General features: G+C 60.3%; 17 protein-coding genes and 1 tRNA gene. 7 read left to right on the top strand and 11 right to left on the bottom strand.

Annotated features, from left to right (window positions below; genetic code table 11):
- The first annotated feature begins 205 nt into the window (after positions 1–205).
- Positions 206–1,093, top strand: coding sequence for a DMT family transporter (locus J7643_02545; protein MBO9539453.1), 888 nt, complete (start codon positions 206–208; stop codon positions 1,091–1,093).
- 7 nt (positions 1,094–1,100) lie between these two features.
- Here the strand turns inward: J7643_02545 and J7643_02540 are convergent, their stop codons facing one another.
- The 3 genes from J7643_02540 to J7643_02530 form a co-directional block, all read right to left on the bottom strand.
- Positions 1,101–1,517, bottom strand: coding sequence for a VOC family protein (locus tag J7643_02540; GenBank protein ID MBO9539452.1), 417 nt, complete (start codon positions 1,515–1,517; stop codon positions 1,101–1,103).
- A gap of 235 nt (positions 1,518–1,752) precedes the next feature.
- Positions 1,753–2,844 (bottom strand): hypothetical protein, encoded by a 1,092-nt coding sequence (locus J7643_02535; GenBank protein ID MBO9539451.1) that lies wholly within the window; start codon positions 2,842–2,844, stop codon positions 1,753–1,755.
- Between the two features lie 322 nt (positions 2,845–3,166).
- A complete protein-coding gene (locus J7643_02530; protein ID MBO9539450.1) occupies positions 3,167–3,358 on the bottom strand; it encodes a YwbE family protein in 192 nt (63 codons plus the stop codon).
- Positions 3,359–3,710: 352 nt separating this feature from the next.
- Here J7643_02530 and J7643_02525 point away from each other — a divergent pair, with 352 nt between their 5' ends.
- The 3 genes from J7643_02525 to J7643_02515 all read left to right on the top strand — a co-directional run bounded on the left by J7643_02525 (position 3,711) and on the right by J7643_02515 (position 7,820).
- Positions 3,711–5,771: a glycoside hydrolase family 3 protein gene (locus tag J7643_02525; protein ID MBO9539449.1), complete on the top strand. Its 2,061-nt coding sequence runs from the start codon at positions 3,711–3,713 to the stop codon at positions 5,769–5,771.
- A 142-nt stretch (positions 5,772–5,913) separates the two neighbouring features.
- Entirely contained in the window at positions 5,914–7,551 is a 1,638-nt protein-coding gene (locus tag J7643_02520) for a sodium:solute symporter family protein (protein ID MBO9539448.1), read from the top strand.
- A gap of 8 nt (positions 7,552–7,559) precedes the next feature.
- Complete coding sequence (locus J7643_02515; protein ID MBO9539447.1) at positions 7,560–7,820, top strand: hypothetical protein; 261 nt, start codon at positions 7,560–7,562, stop codon at positions 7,818–7,820.
- 205 nt (positions 7,821–8,025) lie between these two features.
- Here J7643_02515 and J7643_02510 read toward each other — a convergent pair whose 3' ends face one another.
- Both J7643_02510 and J7643_02505 read right to left on the bottom strand, forming a co-directional pair.
- Positions 8,026–9,537: a multidrug efflux MFS transporter gene (locus tag J7643_02510; GenBank protein ID MBO9539446.1), complete on the bottom strand. Its 1,512-nt coding sequence runs from the start codon at positions 9,535–9,537 to the stop codon at positions 8,026–8,028.
- 343 nt (positions 9,538–9,880) lie between these two features.
- Positions 9,881–10,642: a nucleotidyltransferase domain-containing protein gene (locus J7643_02505; GenBank protein MBO9539445.1), complete on the bottom strand. Its 762-nt coding sequence runs from the start codon at positions 10,640–10,642 to the stop codon at positions 9,881–9,883.
- A gap of 557 nt (positions 10,643–11,199) precedes the next feature.
- On the opposite strand from J7643_02505, the gene J7643_02500 reads away from it, so the two are divergent.
- The gene (locus J7643_02500) at positions 11,200–11,841 is read left to right on the top strand and encodes a LysE family transporter (GenBank protein MBO9539444.1); all 642 of its coding nucleotides are present in this window, start codon (positions 11,200–11,202) and stop codon (positions 11,839–11,841) included.
- Positions 11,842–12,014: 173 nt separating this feature from the next.
- Here J7643_02500 and J7643_02495 read toward each other — a convergent pair whose 3' ends face one another.
- The 4 genes from J7643_02495 to J7643_02480 form a co-directional block, all read right to left on the bottom strand.
- On the bottom strand, positions 12,015–12,452 hold the full coding sequence (locus J7643_02495; protein MBO9539443.1) for an acetyltransferase: 438 nt from the start codon (positions 12,450–12,452) through the stop codon (positions 12,015–12,017).
- Positions 12,453–13,488: 1,036 nt separating this feature from the next.
- Positions 13,489–13,561: transfer RNA gene (locus tag J7643_02490), tRNA-Asn, on the bottom strand.
- A 248-nt stretch (positions 13,562–13,809) separates the two neighbouring features.
- Positions 13,810–14,679 carry a dienelactone hydrolase family protein gene (locus J7643_02485; protein ID MBO9539442.1) on the bottom strand — a complete coding sequence of 290 codons (870 nt, stop codon included), beginning with the start codon at positions 14,677–14,679 and terminating at the stop codon, positions 13,810–13,812.
- Positions 14,680–14,786: 107 nt separating this feature from the next.
- Complete coding sequence (locus tag J7643_02480) at positions 14,787–15,386, bottom strand: TetR family transcriptional regulator C-terminal domain-containing protein (GenBank protein ID MBO9539441.1); 600 nt, start codon at positions 15,384–15,386, stop codon at positions 14,787–14,789.
- Between the two features lie 237 nt (positions 15,387–15,623).
- Between J7643_02480 and J7643_02475 the strand changes: the two genes are divergently transcribed.
- A complete protein-coding gene (locus J7643_02475; GenBank protein MBO9539440.1) occupies positions 15,624–16,292 on the top strand; it encodes a DUF2306 domain-containing protein in 669 nt (222 codons plus the stop codon).
- A gap of 125 nt (positions 16,293–16,417) precedes the next feature.
- A complete protein-coding gene (locus J7643_02470) occupies positions 16,418–17,506 on the top strand; it encodes an alpha/beta fold hydrolase (protein MBO9539439.1) in 1,089 nt (362 codons plus the stop codon).
- Here J7643_02470 and J7643_02465 read toward each other — a convergent pair.
- Both J7643_02465 and J7643_02460 read right to left on the bottom strand, forming a co-directional pair.
- Positions 17,473–18,087, bottom strand: a complete 615-nt coding sequence (locus J7643_02465; protein MBO9539438.1) for a class I SAM-dependent methyltransferase — start codon at positions 18,085–18,087, stop codon at positions 17,473–17,475. The two genes, J7643_02470 and J7643_02465, sit on opposite strands and share 34 nt — an antisense overlap.
- Positions 18,087–19,271, bottom strand: coding sequence for a DUF3419 family protein (locus J7643_02460; GenBank protein ID MBO9539437.1), 1,185 nt, complete (start codon positions 19,269–19,271; stop codon positions 18,087–18,089). The genes J7643_02465 and J7643_02460 overlap by 1 nt, the downstream gene beginning before the upstream one ends.
- Between the last annotated feature and the right edge of the window lie 335 nt (positions 19,272–19,606).

The following is a 19,606-nucleotide window of genomic DNA, read 5'->3' as shown; positions in this document are numbered from 1 at the left end:
GGGCGGCGCCATCCAGAAGGCAGCCTCCCGCGAACGCCCTACGGATACGACGCTCGGTCGCTCCGCCATCGGGACGTTGGGTGGCTACCATCATGTGTAGCACGATCGCCTGGGATCGTGTCAACGCGACGGCTCCCTCGGGTATGCTGAGCAGAGGAGCGAGGAGGAAAGCTTGAAGCCCTGGTCACCCGCCCATCACGTACTGTTGCCGGTCATCGCCTTGTTCGGTAGCCTCGTCTCCCTGACGGTCGGGGCATCCTTCGCCAAGCACCTCTTCCCTGTTCTCGGTGCCGAGGGCACGACCGCTTACCGGGCGGTCTTCGCGGCCATCCTCCTGCTTGCAATCTGGCGTCCGTGGCGCCTGCCGCTCTCGGCGAAAGACGCCCGCACCATCGTGCTGTACGGCGCGGTGACAGGCCTCATGAACCTGTTGTTCTACATGTCGATCGCCAGGATCCCGCTGGGGGTCGCGATCGCCATCGAGTTCACCGGGCCGCTCGCCGTCGCGATGGCGGCCTCGCGCAGGGCGCTGGACTTTGCCTGGATCGGCTTCGCGGTGCTTGGCATGGGGCTTCTGCTTCCCCTGACCGAGGGCAGCGGCACCCTGGACCCGGTAGGGGTCGGCTTTGCCCTTGGCGCAGCGGTGTGCTGGGCGCTGTACATCGTCTTCGGCAAGCGAGCAGGGCAAATCCCGGGTGGCCAGGCGACCTCGCTCGGGATGCTCACCGCTGCCTTGGTCGTGCTCCCCTTCGGGGTCGCCCGCGCCGGGACCGCCTTGCTCGATCCCGCGCTGATGCTCGCCGGCCTCGGCGTCGGCATCCTCTCGAGCGCGGTGCCTTACTCGCTGGAGATGGTGGCCCTCAAGCGCCTCCCGAAGCAGACCTTCGGCATCCTGCTCAGCATGGAGCCTGCGATTGGCGCGTTGGCCGCCTTGGTCATTCTCGGCGAGCAACTGACGCTGCTGCAGTGGCTTGCGATCGCAAGCATCATCGTGGCCTCGATCGGCAGCGCGACGAGCATCCAGCAGGCCTTGCCGAAGGCAAGGCAAAGGGCCGAGAGACTCGCTCCCGACCCTCCATCTAACCGGTGCTAAATGAGGCCTACGCCTTCTTGCCGGCGATGTTGACCAGCCAATCCACGCCGAACTTGTCGGTGCACGAGCCGAAGCTGTCCCCCCAGGGGGCCTGCACGAGCGGCTGGTTGATGGTACCGCCTGCCGACAGCTTCTCGAAGTAACCCTTGAGCTCATCGTGGTCATCGCCACTGAGTGCCATGCTGATCCGAGCGCCGGGCTTGTATTCCATGCTGTTGGGAGTGTCGGAACCCATGAACGTAATCCCGTTCTCGGCCTGGAGCATGGAGTGCATGATCTTGTCAGCCTCGGCGGGATCCTCGGAGACGTTGAAGTCCTTGAAGGTCATGGCGTCGAGCTTGCCGCCAAAGACCGTCTGATAGAACGTCATGGCCTCGCGCGCGTTGTCTTTGAAGCTGATGTAAGGGCTCAGTGCTGATTTCATTTCCGCCTCTTCTAATCGGTGTGAGGCACTTGGCCCGTCGCCAAGAACCTCTGCTCGCATAATGAACAGATGTTCGAGTCTTGTCAAGGAGCCATCCCACCCCTGCACTCGCTTACCTTGCGTGGCCTCGTTTAAGAGTCGCCCGATGCGGGGTCACGCTTGGTTAACGGCTCAACAATGGGCCCAGGCGAAATAAATCGTCCTGGGCCCATTGTTGGCAATCAGGTGTGTTTCGTCAGTTGAACACATTCACCCCGCTAAGGCCATACAGCTTACCGAAGAGGACTTCGAAGCCAGGGTCGAACTCTTCAGCCTGCTTCCCCTCGTAGGTAATGAAGATGGTCGGAAGCTTGCTGATGAGTTCGGGGATCGGACCCATCGAAATTTTTGCGATCTGGCTCTCGTTGCGATCAACTACCTTTCCATCGATCGTGATATCCCTCGTCGCAGCTCCTGACGAGGGCCCTATGGGAGAGGAAGTGGTTGATGCCACCGTCATCGCCATCTTGAAGTCTTCGCTCAAGGAAAGGCCAACGAGACTCCTGCCCGTTGAAATCGAGACATCGCCTTGCCTGATATACGAGTTTTCAGCCGACAAGGAGAGGGCGATCTTCTTACCCGAGCGCAGGGTCACTGTCCCTGAAAAGGTGCTGTCGTAGTTATGGAAGCTGGTCTTCAAATCCACGTTGGTGCCAGAAGCAAGCTCACCAACCAATTTTGCGCTGTTCGACGTGTCGGTGTTCGAGGTGCGATTGTGATCGGCGGTCAGCGTGTAGGAGCGAGAAATGCTCTGGTCCGCGGACGTATAGGTGGTCTGGAGTTCGGAATGGCGTGAACCGATCTCCCCGCTCTCCGGTGGCGCAATACCTTCCGTGAGATAGGTGCCCAGCGGGCGCGTCTCGCTGGCCTTTACGACATCCGTCCGAGTGATCTGATGCTCGCCAGGGCCCAGGACGAGGGTCGACTCGATATCCTCGACAAGTTGGTTCCCTTCGCCGGCCTTTTGAGTCGTCCTGACCCACTTCGTCTTGCCGTTTCCAAGGTCCGTGGGGCCTATCCAACCACTGTTCATGAGTGAATCGGACAACGCGGACACGCGATAGGAGGAAGCCGGCGGAACAGTGCCGCGCTTTGGGAATCCCACCTGATCGAGGTCTTGAACGGCCACGTTGAGATCACGCAAGGTGGCTCGGAGTTCATCGATCGACAGGATTGTGATCGTTGGTGTTTCATCGGCCGCTTTCTGTGGCGTCTGAGAAGTGTTGGGAGCAGTGGCGGTGCATCCGACCAGGATCGTGGTAATGGCAAGCAGCGCGATTTTCTTCATCCGGAAAGGAGCCTCTTTCATCTTCACCCACACGGGGCGCCTACAGCTTTGTTTTCCAATTTTCACAAATGATCCACTTTGGCTCAGGCAGCAATCGCTCTGAACCAATCGCCCAAAATCTCAACAGAAAACCTTGAACGATCGCTCCATGATAAACAAATCACTTGTTTAACTCTACTAGATAAAATCATCAATCACACGAAGCATTCTTCGCGAAAAAGAAAGGCCCCACCCGAAGGTGAGGCAATACGGGTGGCAACTCCAATTCTCGCTGATCACACGGCCTGAGGGCTTGCCATCTGCAAAATTCGCGGTAGCAAACTCAGTAAATTTCTTTCACTCGACCAACCTGACCATCCGTGAGGCGCACTTTGATGCCGTGGGGATGAAAGGGCGACTTGGTCAGGATATCCGCCACGATGCCCCGCGTGATCCGATTTGAGCGCTGATCGGCCTTGAGGACGATGCCCACCTCGAGGCCCACTTTGATTGCGTCTCGTTCTTGTCCGAGCATTTTTCCCTCCTGATTTGATTGAACAGTCTAGCATGCGGGGACTCTGGCCCAGGCTGCCAATCCTCATTCCTAAGCAAACGTCTGGACTACGCATGATCAGCCAGGAAATCGTTGTCGAAATGCGAGTTTCATGGAGTGATATGACGATCGAGGCCACGCTCCCCCATCAGGTCCCTCGTTATCGAGAACCATCACCTCGGCCCCCTGAAAGAGAGAGTTCGTGCATTCCAACCACAGACCGCGCATTCTCCTGATCGGCTCCGCGCTTTTACTGCCTTTCCAGTGCCTACCAGCTCAGGCGATCGCTCCGGAATCGCTCGCCGACGTGCGAGCGCGTGAAACGGAGCAGCAAATGACGGACGCTGAACGCTTCTCGCTGGTCATGGGGCTCATGCCCATGGGATTCGACGGCGCACGGGACCCGCGCGTGCCTTCGGATGCCCGACCGAGCGCCGGCTACGTGCCGGGAGTGCCGCGCCTCGGGATTCCCGCGCTCAGAGAGACCGATGGGAGCTTGGGCATCACCAACCCCTCAGGTTTCCGGGCCGGTGACACCGCCACGGCCTTACCTGCAGGCCTGGCGCTCGGCGCGACCTTCAATCCAAAGCTCGCGCGAGAGACGGGCGTCATCCTCGGACGCGAAGCGCGCGCCAAGGGCTTCAATGTGCTGCTCGGCGGTGGGATGAACCTTGCCAGGGATCCGCGCAATGGTCGAAACTTCGAGTATCTCTCGGAGGACCCGCTGCTCAGTGCCGTCTTGGCGAGCGAGCAGGTCATCGGCACGCAGGCGCAAGGGGTCATCTCGACGATCAAGCACTTCTCCCTCAACGCGAACGAGACCAATCGCCACCGGCTCGATGCAATCATCGACCCGACCGCCCACCGCGAATCCGACCTCCTCGCCTTTCAGATGGCGCTTGAGCGCTCCGAGCCGGGCGCTGTCATGAGCGCTTACAACAAGGTCAATGGCGTCCATGCTTCGGGCAATGACCTGCTGTTGAATGGGGTCCTCAAGGGCGATTGGGGCTACCGGGGATGGGTCATGTCCGACTGGGGCGCGGTCCATGGCTGGCGTGACGCTTTGCACGGCCTCGATCAAGAGTCCGGTTCGCAGCTGGACGAGCGAATCTGGTTCGATCAGCCGCTCAAGGAGGCTTACGCCCAGGGGCAATTTCCAAAGTCTCGCCTCTCCGACATGGTCCGCCGCATCCTGCGCTCCATCTACGCGGTCGGCTTGGACCAGCCCCCGCCCCAACCTGCGATCGACACGGCGCAGCATCACGCGGCGGCGCTTGAAGTCGCTCGCCAGGGGATCGTGCTCTTGAAGAACGAGGGCATGCTCCCCATCGCGGCCGGCAAGCAACGAATCGCGGTGATCGGCGGTCAGGCGCATCTGGGCGTGCTGGCCGGTGGCGGCTCGAGCATGGTCACACCACCGGGCGGCTTCGCTGCGACCGTCCCGCTCGGCGGCGAAGGCAACATGGCGGCGGTTCGCAATATGAGTTTCCTCCCCTCCTCGCCGCTCGCGGAGTTGAGGAAGTTGCTCCCGGACGCCTCCTTCAGTTACAACCCCGGGGCCTCTCCGGCCGAGGCGGCCGCTCTGGCACGGCGATCGGATCTTGCGATCGTCTTCGGGGTTCGGCATGAGAGCGAAGAGTTCGACAGCCCCGACATGTCGCTGCCGTTCGGGCAGGATGCGCTGATCGAGGCGGTGGCCGCGGCGAACCCCAACACCCTCGTCGTGCTCGAAACCGGCAATCCGATTGCGATGCCGTGGCATAGCAAGGTGAAGGCCATCGTCGAAGCCTGGTTCCCCGGGCAGGCCGGTGGCCAAGCGATCGCTGAGATCCTGACCGGCAAGGTCAATCCGTCCGGCCGACTGCCGATGACATTCCCAGCCAACGCGGCGCAGACGCCTCGGCCAGAGTTACCGGGCTTCGGCACTCCCTACGGGGCGCCGGTCACGGCCCATTATCGCGAAGGCGCCGAGGTGGGTTATCGCTGGTACGCCAAGACCGGGGCAAAGCCCCTGTATGCCTTTGGGCACGGGCTGAGCTATACAAAATTCGCCTATCGTGACTTCACGGTCAGCGGAGGCGAGGCGCCGACGGCCAGTTTCACCGTGCAAAACGTCGGCGGCCGATCGGGTGCGGATGTGCCTCAGGTCTACCTGACGGAAGCAGCGGGCGAAAAGCGCGCTCGCTTGCTGGGCTTCGAGCACGTCGAGCTTCGTCCCGGGGAGGCGCGGCGCATCACGATGACGATCGATCCGCGCTTGCTGTCGCGGTTCGACGCGAAAGCCGGCCGCTGGCGCCTTTCGAAAGGAACCTACCGGTTGGCAGTCGGCAAGAACGCCGGCGACTTGGCAATAACCGCCGACCTGAAATTGGCTCCGCGGCTCTTGGGGCGCTAAACCCGCCTCGTCGGTTTGGCCCCCGCATCGCCGGCCAAACCGAAACCAAAACAACCTGCACTTGTCTCGTTTTTGTGTCAAAATTGAAGGGTAAGCAATAGTACCCCCGTCAGCGGATTTTCTTGCTAGAAAGGCTTCCCTGATGCACCCTAGCTGGATTGACTACGCGGTTCTTATCATCTACGCCGTCTTCGTCCTCGGGATCGGCTTTGCGCTCAAGCGTAGCGTGAAGAACGCCGACGACTTCTTCAGTTCGGGGCGCCGGATCCCGGGTTGGATCGCGGGCCTCGCCTTCCTATCGGCGAATCTCGGCGCGCTCGAGGTCATGGGAATGGCCGCGAACGGGGCCAAGTACGGTCTGTTGACCAACCACTTCTACTGGGTCGGCGCCATCCCGGCCATGGTCTTCGTGGGCATCTTCATGATGCCCTTCTACTACGGCTCCAAGGCCCGTAGCGTGCCCGAGTACCTCAAGCTGCGCTTCGACGAGAAGACCCGGGGCCTCAACGCCATCTCGTTCGCGGCCATGACGGTACTCGCCTCGGGCATCAACATGTACGCCATGGCCTTGGTGTTCCAGCTGCTTCTCGGCTGGTCGATCCACGCGAGCATCCTGGTCTCGGCGGTGGTAGTGCTCGCCTACACCATCCTGGGCGGCCTCACCTCCAGTATCTACAACGAGGTGCTCCAGTTCTTCCTCATCGTCTTCGGCTTCGCCCCCTTGGTGATGCTGGGGCTCAAGGACGTCGGCGGCTGGGAAGGACTGGTCGCGCGCATGCCGGACGGCTTTGCTCACGCCTGGCAGGGCCTGGGCTCTGCGAGCAGCAACCCCATGGGCATCGAGTGGCTCGGCATGGCGATGGGTCTGGGCTTCGTGCTCTCGTTCGGCTACTGGTGCACGGACTTCCTGGTGGTCCAGCGCGCCATGGCCGCGCAGGACATGAACGCGGCGCGGAACACGCCCTTGATCGCCGCGGTGCCCAAGATGCTCTTCCCGTTCCTGGTCATCACCCCGGGGCTCATCGCGATCGCCCTCACCCTTCATCCGCTGCGCGGCGCCGCCCCCTTACTCACCCAGTTGCCGGGTGGGGGCTATGACTACAACATGGCGCTCCCGATGCTCCTGCAGCACTACTACCCGTCCGGCATGCTCGGCCTGGGCCTCACGGCCCTCTTGGCCTCGTTCATGTCAGGGATGGCAGGTAACGTGACGGCCTTCAACACGGTCTGGACCTATGACATCTACCAGGCCTACATCAAGAAGGATGGCTCAGACGCCCATTACCTCTGGATGGGGCGGGCAGCGACGTTCGCAGGGATCCTGATCTCGGTCGGGGCGGCCTACATCGCCATGAACTTCAAGAACATCATGGACTACCTGCAACTGCTCTTCTCCTTCTTCAACGCGCCGCTCTTCGCGACCTTCCTCTTGGGCATGTTCTGGAAACGTACGACGGGCCATGGGGCCTTCTGGGGCCTGGTGGTCGGCACCCTGACCGCCATGGGCCACTACGTCCTGCTCAAGATGGGGGCGCTACACTATCCGAGCGATATGGCCGCCAATTTCTACGCCGCCATCTACGCCTTCGGCTTCTGTCTCGGCAGCACGGTCCTGATCAGCCTGTTCACCTCGCCTCGCCCCGACAAAGAGCTGGCGGGCCTGGTCTACAGCCTGACGCCCAAGCATGACGCCACGGCGATAGCCTGGTACCGTCGGCCGGCCTTGCTCGGGGGAGTGGTGCTGTGCCTCACCGTCGCCCTGAACTTCGTGTTCAAGTAGGAGGAATCATGCTCGATATTCGCATGCCGATTGGCTTGATGTTCCTGATCCTCGGCGGGCTTTTGGCCGTTTACGGCCTCACGACTGAACCATCCCTCTATCGGATCTCTCTGGGATACAACCTCAACCTCTTGTGGGGCGGAGCCATGGCGCTCTTCGGCCTGGGGATGCTGGGTTGGATGCGTCTGAGGCCTCAGGCTGACCATGCCGAGTCGCGTGAGCAGAGTCAGGCGATTCCTGTCGAGGCCCTTGCCACGCTCCATTTATAAGGGAGTTCGTCATCAACGCGATCCAGCCTATCGGCGAAGGCCTCAGATCCACAGCCGTCGACCTAACAAGATAGGCCCTGCGTGAGGACGTCTGTCACGATGCCTCGCGTGATCCGGTAAATACGCCAATCGGCCTCGATGACGATATCGTCATCGAGGCCGATTTTGATTGCTTACCGTTTATTGCCGACCTTCGGGATGTCGCTTACCCGTGGGACGGCCCGCCATCGAGCGGCTTCTTCACGAAAAACGCAGCTGCGACAGCGAACATCGAGATGACGGCGCCCCACACAAAGGCGACGCGAATGCCGCCGGCAGTGGCCGCCACTTGCGACAGCCCTTTGGACAGCAGGGCAGTCGTTTGCAGCGACATCAAAGCGACGAAGAGCGCAGCACCCGCGGCGCCTGCCAGTTGCTGGATGGTGCCGACGAGGGCACTGCCGTGAGAGTAGAGCTTGGACGGCAGCGAGCCGAGACCGGCGGTGTAGATCGGGGTAAAGGTCAGGGCCAAGCCCACACTGAGCACGACGTGCGCGATCAAGAGCGCGGGAACCGGCGTGTTCGGGCTTATCGTCGTCATCCACCAAAGGACGGCCGAAGCCATGAGAGTACCGGGCACGACCAGAAAGGTGGGACCGTGGCGATCGTAGAAGCGCCCGACCGGAGGGGCCATCAGGCCCATGATGAGGCCGCCGGGGAGGAGCAGCAGGCCGCACTTCAGCGGGTCCAGACCCAGCACGTTCTGCATGTAGATGGGCAACAGGATGAAGGTGCCGAAGAGCGCCATCATGCTGATGGCGAGCGCGGTCACGCAGAGCGTGAAGTTACGCGAGGTCAGCGTCCGCAGGTCGAGCAGAGCGCGATCCTTACGCTGGAGCCAGAGCTGGCGTGCGATGAAGGCGACGAGCGCCACGGCGCCGACAGCAAGAGGCGCCCAGCCGGCGACAGATCCGGCATTGCTCGCCATTTCACCGATCTTGTTGAGGCCATAGACCAGGCCACCAAAGCCGAAGACCGAAAGAATGACCGAGGGCACGTCAAGGGGGGCATCGTTGGTGGTCGCGACGTTCGAGATGCGCGTCGCGCCCAGGATCAGTGAGCCCAGGGCGATCGGCAGCACCAGCCAGAACATCCAGCGCCAGGTCAGCTGGCTGAGGATGATCCCTGAAAGGGTGGGCCCGATGGCAGGGGCCACCGAGATGACGATCGAGATGTTGCCCATCGTCTTGCCACGGGACTCCGGTGGGACCAGGGTCATGATGGTGGTCATGAGCAGAGGCATCATAATGGCCGTACCGATCGCCTGAATGATGCGACCGACGAGCAACACCGGTAGGCCGGGAGCCAGGGCTGCGACAAGGGTGCCGAGGCTGAAGGTGGTCATCGCCAGCATGAAGACCGGTCGGGTGTTGAGCCGCTGTAGCAAGAAGCCGGTGACCGGGATGACGACCGCCATGGTCAGCATGAAGGCCGTGGTCAGCCATTGCGCAGTGCTGGCGGTGATCCCGAGGTCATGCATCAGGTGTGGGATGGCCACGCCCATGATCGTCTCATTGAGAATGACCACAAAGGTCGAGACGAGTAGCAGGGAGATGACGAGCCGGTTCCGGGAGGCCGTCGCGGTATCGAGGGTGAGGTCTGTACTCGTTGGGGTGGCGGCGGATTCGGCGGGATTCATTTGTCTCCTGTTCGTTGTTTGAGCGTCAGAGTTGCTCATTTTCTACTATTCACAAAAGCTTTGACAAGAACATCCGCTCTCCGTAAACATCGCACTGGAAGCCGCGTCTTGCTCTACGCTCTTTATGCGTGATCAAGGCATCCTTTTCGTTGACGGCACCGCCAACAGGCCTCATTCGCGAGCATCTCTGGATGCATGCCCTATATCGTTTCTAGGTTGGACATGATATCGAACAAATATTCTACAGTCAACCAAGGCTTCGGCAGCAGGCGCCACGCGAGGAATTCAATGCCCGAGGAAAGCGTTGAGGGCTCAACTGGCTGGGTGATCCGTGGCGCATGGTTACGCCGCGCAGCCAGGCCGTGGCTCACCCAAGTAGCATTCATACCTCAAATACCTTTTGCCGCCATTCTTTGGGCGCATCCAGGCGGTAGTCTTCGAATAGGGGACCATCGACAGGTGCTAGAACATCCTCAACCAGTGCAATCACTTCCGCAGACGCACTTTCTCTGAAGAGTTGCTCGAAAGCTTGGTGAAAGCGATCGTGGAGCTGTTCGTCAGTCGCCTGAAGCCGACGCGGAATCCATTTGCCAGTCGCTGAATAGACGCCGCGTTGGCGAAGCGCAAAATCAGCCAACGGTCCGTACAAGGCCGTACCAATAGCCATCATCTCAACCTTGGAACGGGGCGCCCGAAGATCGTCCAGCAACTCCCCCAGGTGATACCGCCGTCTTGATATTTCCTCCGTGCTCATCGGCTCTGGCCCCGCTTCTAGAACTTTCTTGCCCATCAAGACAAGTTCTTCTGCAAGTTGGGAAGAAGCTGGCAAAGCAACGCCATCTGCGAGCATGGTTGGCAGTGAGGGAATCCCCTCTTTTCGATCCATCTGCCAACAGAAATAGGCAAGGGTCTCGGGATCGTGAACGAAGGCTTCCACGGGAAGCCCCTCAAACAGGAAGGATTCCCGATATGCCTGAGAAAGTTTGTCGAAGATTACCACCAGATCGAGATCAGAGGTTGAAGTGCCTTCGCCACGTATGATCGATCCGGCAGCGAAGGCAAGTTGGGCTCCTGGGTAGCGCTCCCGGAGGATTCTGGTCGCATAATCCAGAGCAACTTCGCGCGTCATGTAAGTTTCGTTCATTTGGTGGTACGCCATTCTTTCTAAGTCTGCGGCAGCGCAGTCAAAGCGATAGGACCCGATGCTCGGGCCGATCGAGTTGCATCGCAAGCTGCCGAACCATGAACACGGGGTTCTTCTCGTCTTGGACCGTGATAGTCTGCTGGAGTTCGCCCGTAAGAGCAGCCCCTGATATTGGCCTTCGAGTGGAACGTAGAAGGTGTACGGGTAATCCGTCAAGATCGGGGCATTGGTGTTCACTCCCTTAACACTAAGAACGCCCTAAGAATGGGGCGCCCTGTGTCATTTGAAATTTCCAAGCACTCAGAGAGCTGATTGACAGGCCATGGCATGCCTGCTACGGTATGGGGCCGCCCAGAAAGGAGGTCGTGGTTCCATGTCGATGATTCAAATCATGCTTTCGAGCATCAACCTGAATAATCCAATGGCCCACGCCTCTCCGTACTAGCTGCGCTGGGGCTTGGGTCGTGTACGGCCATGCCCCGGTTCAATGTGATTCCCTTTGCAACCCGGGTTATGGCCCGGGTTTTTGTTTTGGCTGTCTTGCAAAGGAGAACCCGATGAGCGGTTGGTTGTTACTCGATGGTTTGGATTGGACGAGCTTCCTGAAGGGGGCAGTGATTGGACTTTCAGTTGCTGCCCCTGTAGGGCCGATCGGATTGCTTTGTATTCGTAGGACTCTTACTCAGGGGCGTCGGGTCGGCTTTGTCTCAGGCCTTGGAGCGACGGGCGCGGATACCCTTTACGGTTTGGTGGCGGCCCTCGGGCTTTCCTCTGTGTCTGGATGGCTGCTGGGGATGAGGCCTTGGCTGCACTTGCTTGGCGCTCTCTTTCTCATCGTTCTTGGCTGGCGTACCCTGCAGTCGTCTCCTGCAACAAAGGCTGCAACTCTGGCCCAGGAGCAGTATATGGGCGCTTTCGCAACGACCTTTCTACTTACGATCTCGAACCCGATGACCATCCTTTCCTTTGCGGCCGTTTTTGCCGGGATGGGCCTCGGCTCAATGAGTGAACGGGGGGCAGGTCTCTTGCTTGTGGCAGGGGTGTGTGTTGGATCGGCACTATGGTGGCTCTTGTTGAGCGTTGGGGTTGGGATGCTCGCTGAGCGACTCGACATGAAGATTCTTCGCTGGACCAATCGGCTGTCAGGCCTGATCATTCTCAGCTTGGGACTCTTGGCCTTGGTAACGCTACGTTTTTGACCTTGAGTTTCATGGGCTTGACTTTTTTCGGAAGAAGCGTCGATTAATAATCAAGATTCTACGCTGGAGCATAAAAAGCAAAAACGCCGCAAGCCTGAGCGCATTGCGGCGTGGGGATCGAGTAAATATAAATTCTGTGAATCACGGGCGACCAGAATTTATAGTCCGATCAATTAGCTTCGATACTCAAGATGTATCAGCGGATAGGGCCGGCCTTGGTCATCAACTGGCGAGCGACCAATTTGCTTGAAGCCCATTTTCTCATAGAAACCAACGGCTTGACCGTTCTGTTCATTAACGTCGGTCGTCATCTGAGGATGAAGCGTGAGGCCATGACGCACTAGCGCAGCCCCGATGCCAGTTCCCCGGTAAGCAGGGTCAACGAATAGTGCTTGCATATGCCCGTCTTCGATGAACATGAAGGCCAACGGATAGTCATTGTCATCTACAGCAAGCCAAAGCGGCGCCTGGGGTAGAAAGCCACACACCATCTCGTCGATAGCTTCTCGGTCCTGAGATGACAAAAAATCATGCGTAGCATCAACCGCACGCCGCCAAATTTCAACTGCGCGCTCACCATCACTGGAACGAGATTTTCTAATTTCAATCATTTCCTAAATACCTTTTTGATACTGCCAAAGTTCTCACCTAATACACACTATTCTGCGGCAGCATTTAACTCGTCATCTTCGAATATTTATTCGCATTCATCTTAAGTTGAATAGTGGTGATATCGCCTATCGCCATTTTGAAAAGGCCTATAGATAAGAATTATTTATTTCCCATATTAGCACATGTTCTTTGTTCTATGTATTAACCCAAGGATTGCAGCCATCCCAATCGTCAAAAACTAGTTTCAGCAAAAAATAGAGCAGGTCAGCTGCTGCGGGCCTACGCCGAGCAGGGCACCGTCCTCGACCGCGAGCTCCTAGTCCGCCGCTTCCAGCGCATCTCGAAGCTGACGGACGTCAAGGTGAGCGCCCACTCGCTCTGCCGCTCCTTCGCGACGGCCCACAAGAACGTTCCCTGGATTAGCTCCAGGCCGTACTTGGCCACGCCGACCTGAAAACTAGGATGATCTACGTCTGCACTTGCAAGAGCACCGTTGCCGAGAAGATGCGCGACTGGTGAGCGTCCGCCAATTTGGGGCGAGTGCTCGTCTCCGAACGGGCTGCGCTCGGAACTGAGAATTAGGCGTCACTTCCGACACTATGACAGCGAAATCCCCGCAGCGCCTGATCTTTTGGTTTAACGACAGACGATGTTGAGCCGACACTGGAGGCTGGCTCGACGACGGCACCGTAGCACGCCGGAACGAAAAAAGAACGAGAGAGCGTATTCGCGCCATGTTGTTCACCTTCCAAAGGAACTCAGACGGCGGACCCCGCAGGAGGCCTGGGAGGAAGGCGTTGACGCCTTCATGGATAAGCAGTTCCAGAACCCATGGGGCGCCTGATTCGCCGGCTTAAAGGTGCTTGGAAGGCTCCCGATGGCATCGAGGAGATCCTCAACTTCTCACTGCGTCGTCAGGTTGATGCCCGAGCTATGGGGAAGCATCAGCGGAAGCGAAAGCTGCAAAGGGAGCAAGGCCGAGGGACAAACGACAAAAGGGCCCCGGATTCCTCCGAGGCCCTTCTGGTTTTTTAGCTCCGCGTGCTGGACTCGAACCAGCGACCTAGTGATTAACAGTCACCCGCTCTACCGACTGAGCTAACGCGGAATATGCGTCTTACTATAACAGCATTTTGAGTCGCATGGCAATCGGAAGATGCTGTTATTTCGCCGATTTTCGCGAGCGCATCCCTGGGCGAGGTCGATTGGGTGCAAGCCCTCCTACTGGAGGCGACGCGCTGAACTTGATACGCTCTGCAAATACATGCCTCAGCCTATCTCTCGCGCAGGCACTGAGCGCGCAATCGTAAAGCGCATGAATTCCTGAGAGCCTTTCTCCGCGTTCGTCGCTACCCGTTACGGGTGTATTGCTGCTTCACCATCCTGGACCATCGAGCAATCTGCATCTGATGGCGCGAGTCGTTGCTTGAAGAACGACAGGATCTCGTCACGGGCAGCGACGGTAGGCTGGCCAGCTTCATCGATCAGATGGGCGGTTACGACGCTGTGCGGAAAAGCCACATGCCGTGAGAAGAAGGGTGCCGTGTCCGGATTGGCGGCGCTGTCAGGAAGCACTCGCCCCACGAAGCGCTCGCCGAGAGCCTCGGAATAAGCCGCAAACCGCTGGGCCTTGCAGAAGCGATCCCCTTCGAAACGATAAGCCAGGACGGTGAGGTCTTCCCGATCAAGACGCTCCCGGACAGCGGCAAGCTCGTCGGGAGAAATGTTCAGGCCGGCCGGATCGTTGAGCGGTAGCGAGGGTTGAGAGAGGACCGGCGCGAGCATCGAGGGCTCGAGCATCATCGTGAGCGCGAAGTTTCCGGTGAAGCACATCCCGATCGCCCCGACGCCGGGACCACCGCACTCTTCATGCGCCAGTCGGGCGAGCGCGCGCAGCCATATGGTGACGGGGCTCGACTCGTTGGCGGATAAGGCGCGGAACTCGGCACTGACGCAGGCGCGCTGGAAAACGGCTGCCCCCTCCTCGGCACCCGGCACAGCACCATCCCGACCGAAGAGCGAAGGCATGTAGACCGTGAAGCCCGCATCCCGCACCCAGCGGCTGAAGCGCGCGACGTGCGGGCTGATACCCGGCATTTCCGTCATGACAATCACGGCGGGGCCGGTTCCGGCAATGTAGACCTTCTTCGTCACGTCGTTGAGGGTGATCTCGCGAGGATCGAAATCATCGAGCTTGTCATCTCGGGTCATGTCTCGATTCGTCATGCGTTAGCTTCCTCCTTGTCGGTGGGGGCGTGATACGGGAAGAGGACCTTGTTCCGAGGGTTCGCTTGCGACATTCCAGGGCCGAGGATGCGAGATGTTACCCGAAATCAGCTGTCGCTGCTGCCGTTGGCGAACGCCGTGAGAAGGGGTAAGAGCAGAGTTTCAAGCGTCTCACGCTGGCGATCTGGCGGCCAGTGCTCGGGCTCCAGTGTCGCTCGCGTGCCGATGCCGTCTATCGCCGCGATCAGCGCGTCCGCGCAGCGCCTCATCTGGGAGGGGGCAGGGGGGAGATCCGTCGTCCGGATGGCTGGCAACAGCCCAATCAAACGCTCGACAATCTCCGCATAGTATTGGCGGTGCAGCGCGCGCAGCCGTTCATCAGCGATGGCCCGCCCCCAGAAGGCAAGCCAAACGCGCCATTCCTGACGGCTGCCCGCGTCGATCGGGAGGTAGGCGCATGCGCTTTTGATGAACCGCCGAACGTCCATCGGACCTGTCCTGCCACGGGGGCTATCTTGCTTCTCAAGGATGCGGCGAACCGCTTCCTCAAGCGCCGCCTCCAGGACGGCATCCTTGCCGTCAAAGTAGTGCATGACGGCTCCGGTCGTCACATTGGCGGCTTGTGCGACATCGCGTAGCCGGGCCCCATCCAGCCCGACATCGTTGATGACGTCGATCGCCGCGCTGGCGATGAGGCGTCGTTGCAAATCAGAATCAACTCTTTTTGGCATAACAGTGATTATGTATTACGGACAGTTCGAAAGTCAATTGCATCCGAACGAGGCAAGCTTGTGCAGCTATCGACACGGTGCTTGAATGATAACGTCCTTGAATCCATCCGCCCCCTGAACGGCACTGCGCCCAGGCGAGGTTGCTTACCGCGCCACTCACGCGCTCGCAATCACTAAGATGCCCTAGAAAGGCGCACAAAAATGGCCTCTACGATGAACAGAGATAGCAAGGCGAGCGCAAGAAGCAGTTGGCTTGTCCCAATTGGCTTGATTGTTCTGAGCCTCCTCCCCGTGGTTGCCGGCACCGTTCGTCTCGTTCAGCTCGGAGGCGATGCCCCGATCACCCCGGAAAACGCGCGGTTCATTGCCGCCCCTGTTCCTGTCGTGCTGCACATTTTGTGCTCAATTATTTACGCGATCCTGGGGGCCTTTCAGTTCTCACCTGGTTTCCTACGCCGAAACCCCAAGTGGCATCGCTTGGCCGGGCGGGTGCTCATTCCGAGTGGCTTGATCGTTGCACTCTCTGGGTTGTGGATGACCCTGTTCTTCCCCCTTGCGAAATTTGACGGCCCTGCAAGGTTCGACGGCCCGAGTCTCTACGTGATCCGGCTTCTGGTGGGCGCGGCAATGACCTGGTTTATCGTGCGCGGGTATCTCGCGATTCGGAAGCGCGATATCCTACGCCATCGCGCCTGGATGATGCGCGGTTACGCCTTGGGCCTGGGCGCCGGCACGCAGGTCTTCACCCACATCCCCTGGTTTCTTGTCCCTGGCATCCACGGGGAGTTTGCCAGGACGGTTTGTATGGCCGCCGGTTGGGCTATCAACCTTGCGGTGGCAGAATGGCTCATTGTGCGAAGTTTCCGCCACGGATTGGCTTGAGGATGGCCTTACCGCCTCATCGCGCCTGGGCGCGGGCCGCTGAACGCACCTCACGCTGCCTGCATGCTATGATGCCCGAGCAGGCGAGGGTTCCGCTCGCCACTCCATGAGGACGAGGTGAGTTGATGAGCTGGTACGCGCAAGGCTTGTGGCTGCTGGGCGCGGCGATCGCAGCCCCCATGGCGTACCTGGCCCACATGCGTCGGCGCCTCGGCGGAGACCCTTGCCCGGCCGAGCTCTCGTATCTCACCACCCCGGACGGCGCCCGGCTCGCCCTCTATCACTATCCGGCGGCCGACCCTATCCCTGGCCGAGAGCCCGTTCTGCTGATCTCGGGATTCGGAGTGAACCGAGCCGCCCTCGATTTCGACGATCGGTTCAGCTGGGCCCGACGCCTCGCCGCCGAAGGCTTCGATACCTGGCTGCTCGAGGTCCGGGGCTCAGGGCTTTCCCGGCGGGCCGGCATCTATGACGGCGCGTTCGACGACTATCTGGTGGACGCCCGGACGGCCATCTCCCATGTGCGGGATCGAACGGGGGCGCTCAAGCTGCACTGGGTCGGTTATTCGCTGGGGGGGATGCTGCTGTACGCGGCGCTCGGCTCGGAAGAGGCCGACCTGATCCGCTCGGGCGTGGCCATCGAGTCGCCCGTGAGCCTGTACGGCTATCCCCTCGACAAGACGAGCCTCGCCGCCCTGGATGTCATGGAGCGCTTCCCCTGGCTGCACGCGGTTCCTTACCGCCTGCCGAGCAGGCTCGCGATGGACCTGCTGCCGCTCTGGTATGAGCAACCGCTCTTCAAGGCTTGGATGAACACCGAGAACATCGACCGTAAGTTGCTGAAGGCGATCGTCTATCGCACCTTGGACGACGTGCCGACGCCGCTCGTCCTACAGTTCCGGGACTGGATACGCGAGGATGGCCTGCGATCGCGAAACGGCGCGACCGATTACCTGGCGGGCTTGGCCACGACCGAGGTGCCGCTGCTGGTGATGACGGGTGATAGCGAGTTCGCGCGTCGGGCTCGCTTGGTGATGGAGCGATCGCGCCCGGCGAATGTTCGGTGGATCGAGTGCCTACGCGCCAACGGATTTTCGGCCGATTACGGGCATACGGACCTGCTCTTCGGCCCCCGCGCACCGGAAGAGATCTTCCCCCATGTGCTGGACTGGCTACGGGTTCACGACCCGGCTGGCAACCTTGCGATGACGTAATAGTGGCCGGGGCCCCACGCCATGCGCGGCTCGTGCGGCGCGAGCACGGCCTCATCCAGTGGTTCGACGTGGAAGGCCTTCAAGAAAGCTCGCAAGGGGGACCGAAAAGGCCCCCAGAGGCTCCCCAAGTCGCCAAAGTCGACCACGATCACCTCGCCGCCGGGAGCGAGCGCCCTTCGTGCGTTGCGGAGCGCGGCTTCGGGGTCCTGCACCATCGATAGCGCGTAGGAGAAGAGGATCCGGTCGGGCCGGCGATCGAGCACTGCGGCGAGGTCCGCGGTTTCGGCGTAGCCGTGCTGAAGGGTCGCCCAGGCACAGCGCGCCTGGGCGTAGCCGAGCATCTCGTCGCTCGCCTCGACACCCCCATATCGCGCCCCCGGGCGAGCCCTGTGCAGGATTTCAAGGTTTCGGCCCGTGCCGGGACCGATTTCCAGCAGGGCTTCCCAAGGCTCGCCGAGCAGTTGCTTCAGGGCCGTGTCGCGGCCGAACAGGTAGTACTTCCGTGTCAGGTCGTAGACGTGCTTGACGCTGCCGTAATAGCGGTTGAGGAATGCCCGATGCTCGGTCTGTTCGCTCGCCATCACCGCACCACCCGGTAGAGATCGACGCGGCGGTAGAGCCCGGCGCGCTCCATGGCGGTGGCCTCGTCCGATTCAAACGGCAGCCGCTTGAAGCTATCTTCCAGACCCAGTCGGCTGATCATGCAGGTGTCTTCCACGCTCCGGTTGATGAACAAAGCCCCGGGACGGCTCGTTCTCACCACTTCAGCGAGCGTGCGCCGCTGGAGGTCTTCGGAGAGCCAATCCATGGCGTCGCTGAAGTTGTAGTGGGTCCAGATGCGCTCTTCGGCGCCCGCCATGACCTCCAGAAAGCTCCGATGATGGTAGGCGGTCGTCGTAGGCGCTCCGAGGGAGCGGGCATGGTTCGCCTGGCGCAGATAAGGCGGCCGCGCCTCGGGGTGGGCATGGTTGAACTGCCCCGCCATCACGTGCCAGAAGATCCAGTTGGTCTCGACATCGGTTGCCGCCACGCGCCGCCCAGTGTCCTGGCATACCGCCGCCATGTCCATGGTGCCGGTGCCGCTCAGGTTGCGATCGCGCTGCCGGAAGTTGATGCCCGTGGCGAGCATCAGCAAGGGCGAGCGAGCAGCGACGGCGAAGAAGGGGTTCTTCAAGAGGCGCTGGTACACCTGCTCGACCTCTGCGACCCGCTCGGCGGTCGGTAGGGCGATTACGCGGCTCATCCAGGCATCATCCAGGCCGGCGATGGACCGCATCCCCCCGAACAGCCGGGTCGAGAGGCTACCGCGATACAAGCCCCGGCGGAAGGTGGCGCGATGCCGGGCCCAATGGGCTTGAATCCATGCCGGAAGCGACGCGGTCAACTCTTTGAGCACGCGGTCCGGGTTGGAATGAACGCCGTACCCAAACAGCTCGTACAACTCCTCGTGGGAACTCAGGCGCCGGGCAGCTTCGACCTTCAGCGCGGTCAACGCCAGGTGATGCGCATTGCCGTCCACCGCGTCGATGTGCTGCGGGCGACTCGCAAGCAGGCTCGCGATGCCACAGCCGGCGGCCGCGACGGATAGGACCCGCGAAGCCTCATCGACCTGGAAAAAGCGCGCCTCTACGTCGGTGTCCTCAAAGAGGATCGTGAAGACGGGCAGATTTGAGAAAACGCGCCAAAACAGGCGATCTCGCAGCGGATCGGGCAGGATGGGCGCATCGGCGACTTCGAGAGTGGGACGTTGAATGGTTGTGTTCACGGAAGTCGATGCCTCGTCATATGAAATATAAAGTAGTTGATACTAAAATACCCGAATCATAGGTTGGTTTCCACCTCCATGACGCTTGCCCGACCAAGTTTCCGGCGGCCCTTCAGGATGTGGTCGCTTCGGCCGATCCGATAGGCCCGGATTTTCCACTTCCGACCGGTCCGGCTTTGGGCACTGCCCTAACCTCCCTTGCTCGCTGCCTGCTCCCTGGATCGAAAGATGGCCCGGCTTCTTACAGCGGAGAGCCGGGCTTTCTCGCTATCATCCTTTGCATCGCCGCGCCAGGCGGCGCACCGTCATAAACGTCTAGGCTGTGGTTGAAGAGG

Source organism: bacterium (assembly GCA_017744355.1).
Lineage (GTDB): Bacteria > Cyanobacteriota > Sericytochromatia > S15B-MN24 > UBA4093 > JAGIBK01.
Note: the sequence above shows the minus strand (reverse complement) of the source record. Positions and strands in the feature narration are given on the sequence as shown.

Coding starts and splice junctions, on each gene's coding strand:
- J7643_02475 (MBO9539440.1), top strand. CDS start 15,624: ATGAACAGAGATAGCAAGGCGAGCGCAAGAAGCAGTTGGCTTGTCCCA.
- J7643_02470 (MBO9539439.1), top strand. CDS start 16,418: ATGAGCTGGTACGCGCAAGGCTTGTGGCTGCTGGGCGCGGCGATCGCA.
- J7643_02530 (MBO9539450.1), bottom strand. CDS start 3,358: ATGCTCGGACAAGAACGAGACGCAATCAAAGTGGGCCTCGAGGTGGGC.
- J7643_02465 (MBO9539438.1), bottom strand. CDS start 18,087: ATGGCGAGCGAACAGACCGAGCATCGGGCATTCCTCAACCGCTATTAC.
- J7643_02535 (MBO9539451.1), bottom strand. CDS start 2,844: ATGAAGAAAATCGCGCTGCTTGCCATTACCACGATCCTGGTCGGATGC.
- J7643_02515 (MBO9539447.1), top strand. CDS start 7,560: ATGCTCGATATTCGCATGCCGATTGGCTTGATGTTCCTGATCCTCGGC.
- J7643_02500 (MBO9539444.1), top strand. CDS start 11,200: ATGAGCGGTTGGTTGTTACTCGATGGTTTGGATTGGACGAGCTTCCTG.
- J7643_02510 (MBO9539446.1), bottom strand. CDS start 9,537: ATGAGCAACTCTGACGCTCAAACAACGAACAGGAGACAAATGAATCCC.
- J7643_02520 (MBO9539448.1), top strand. CDS start 5,914: ATGCACCCTAGCTGGATTGACTACGCGGTTCTTATCATCTACGCCGTC.
- J7643_02540 (MBO9539452.1), bottom strand. CDS start 1,517: ATGAAATCAGCACTGAGCCCTTACATCAGCTTCAAAGACAACGCGCGC.
- J7643_02525 (MBO9539449.1), top strand. CDS start 3,711: ATGACGGACGCTGAACGCTTCTCGCTGGTCATGGGGCTCATGCCCATG.
- J7643_02495 (MBO9539443.1), bottom strand. CDS start 12,452: ATGATTGAAATTAGAAAATCTCGTTCCAGTGATGGTGAGCGCGCAGTT.
- J7643_02485 (MBO9539442.1), bottom strand. CDS start 14,679: ATGACGAATCGAGACATGACCCGAGATGACAAGCTCGATGATTTCGAT.
- J7643_02505 (MBO9539445.1), bottom strand. CDS start 10,642: ATGAACGAAACTTACATGACGCGCGAAGTTGCTCTGGATTATGCGACC.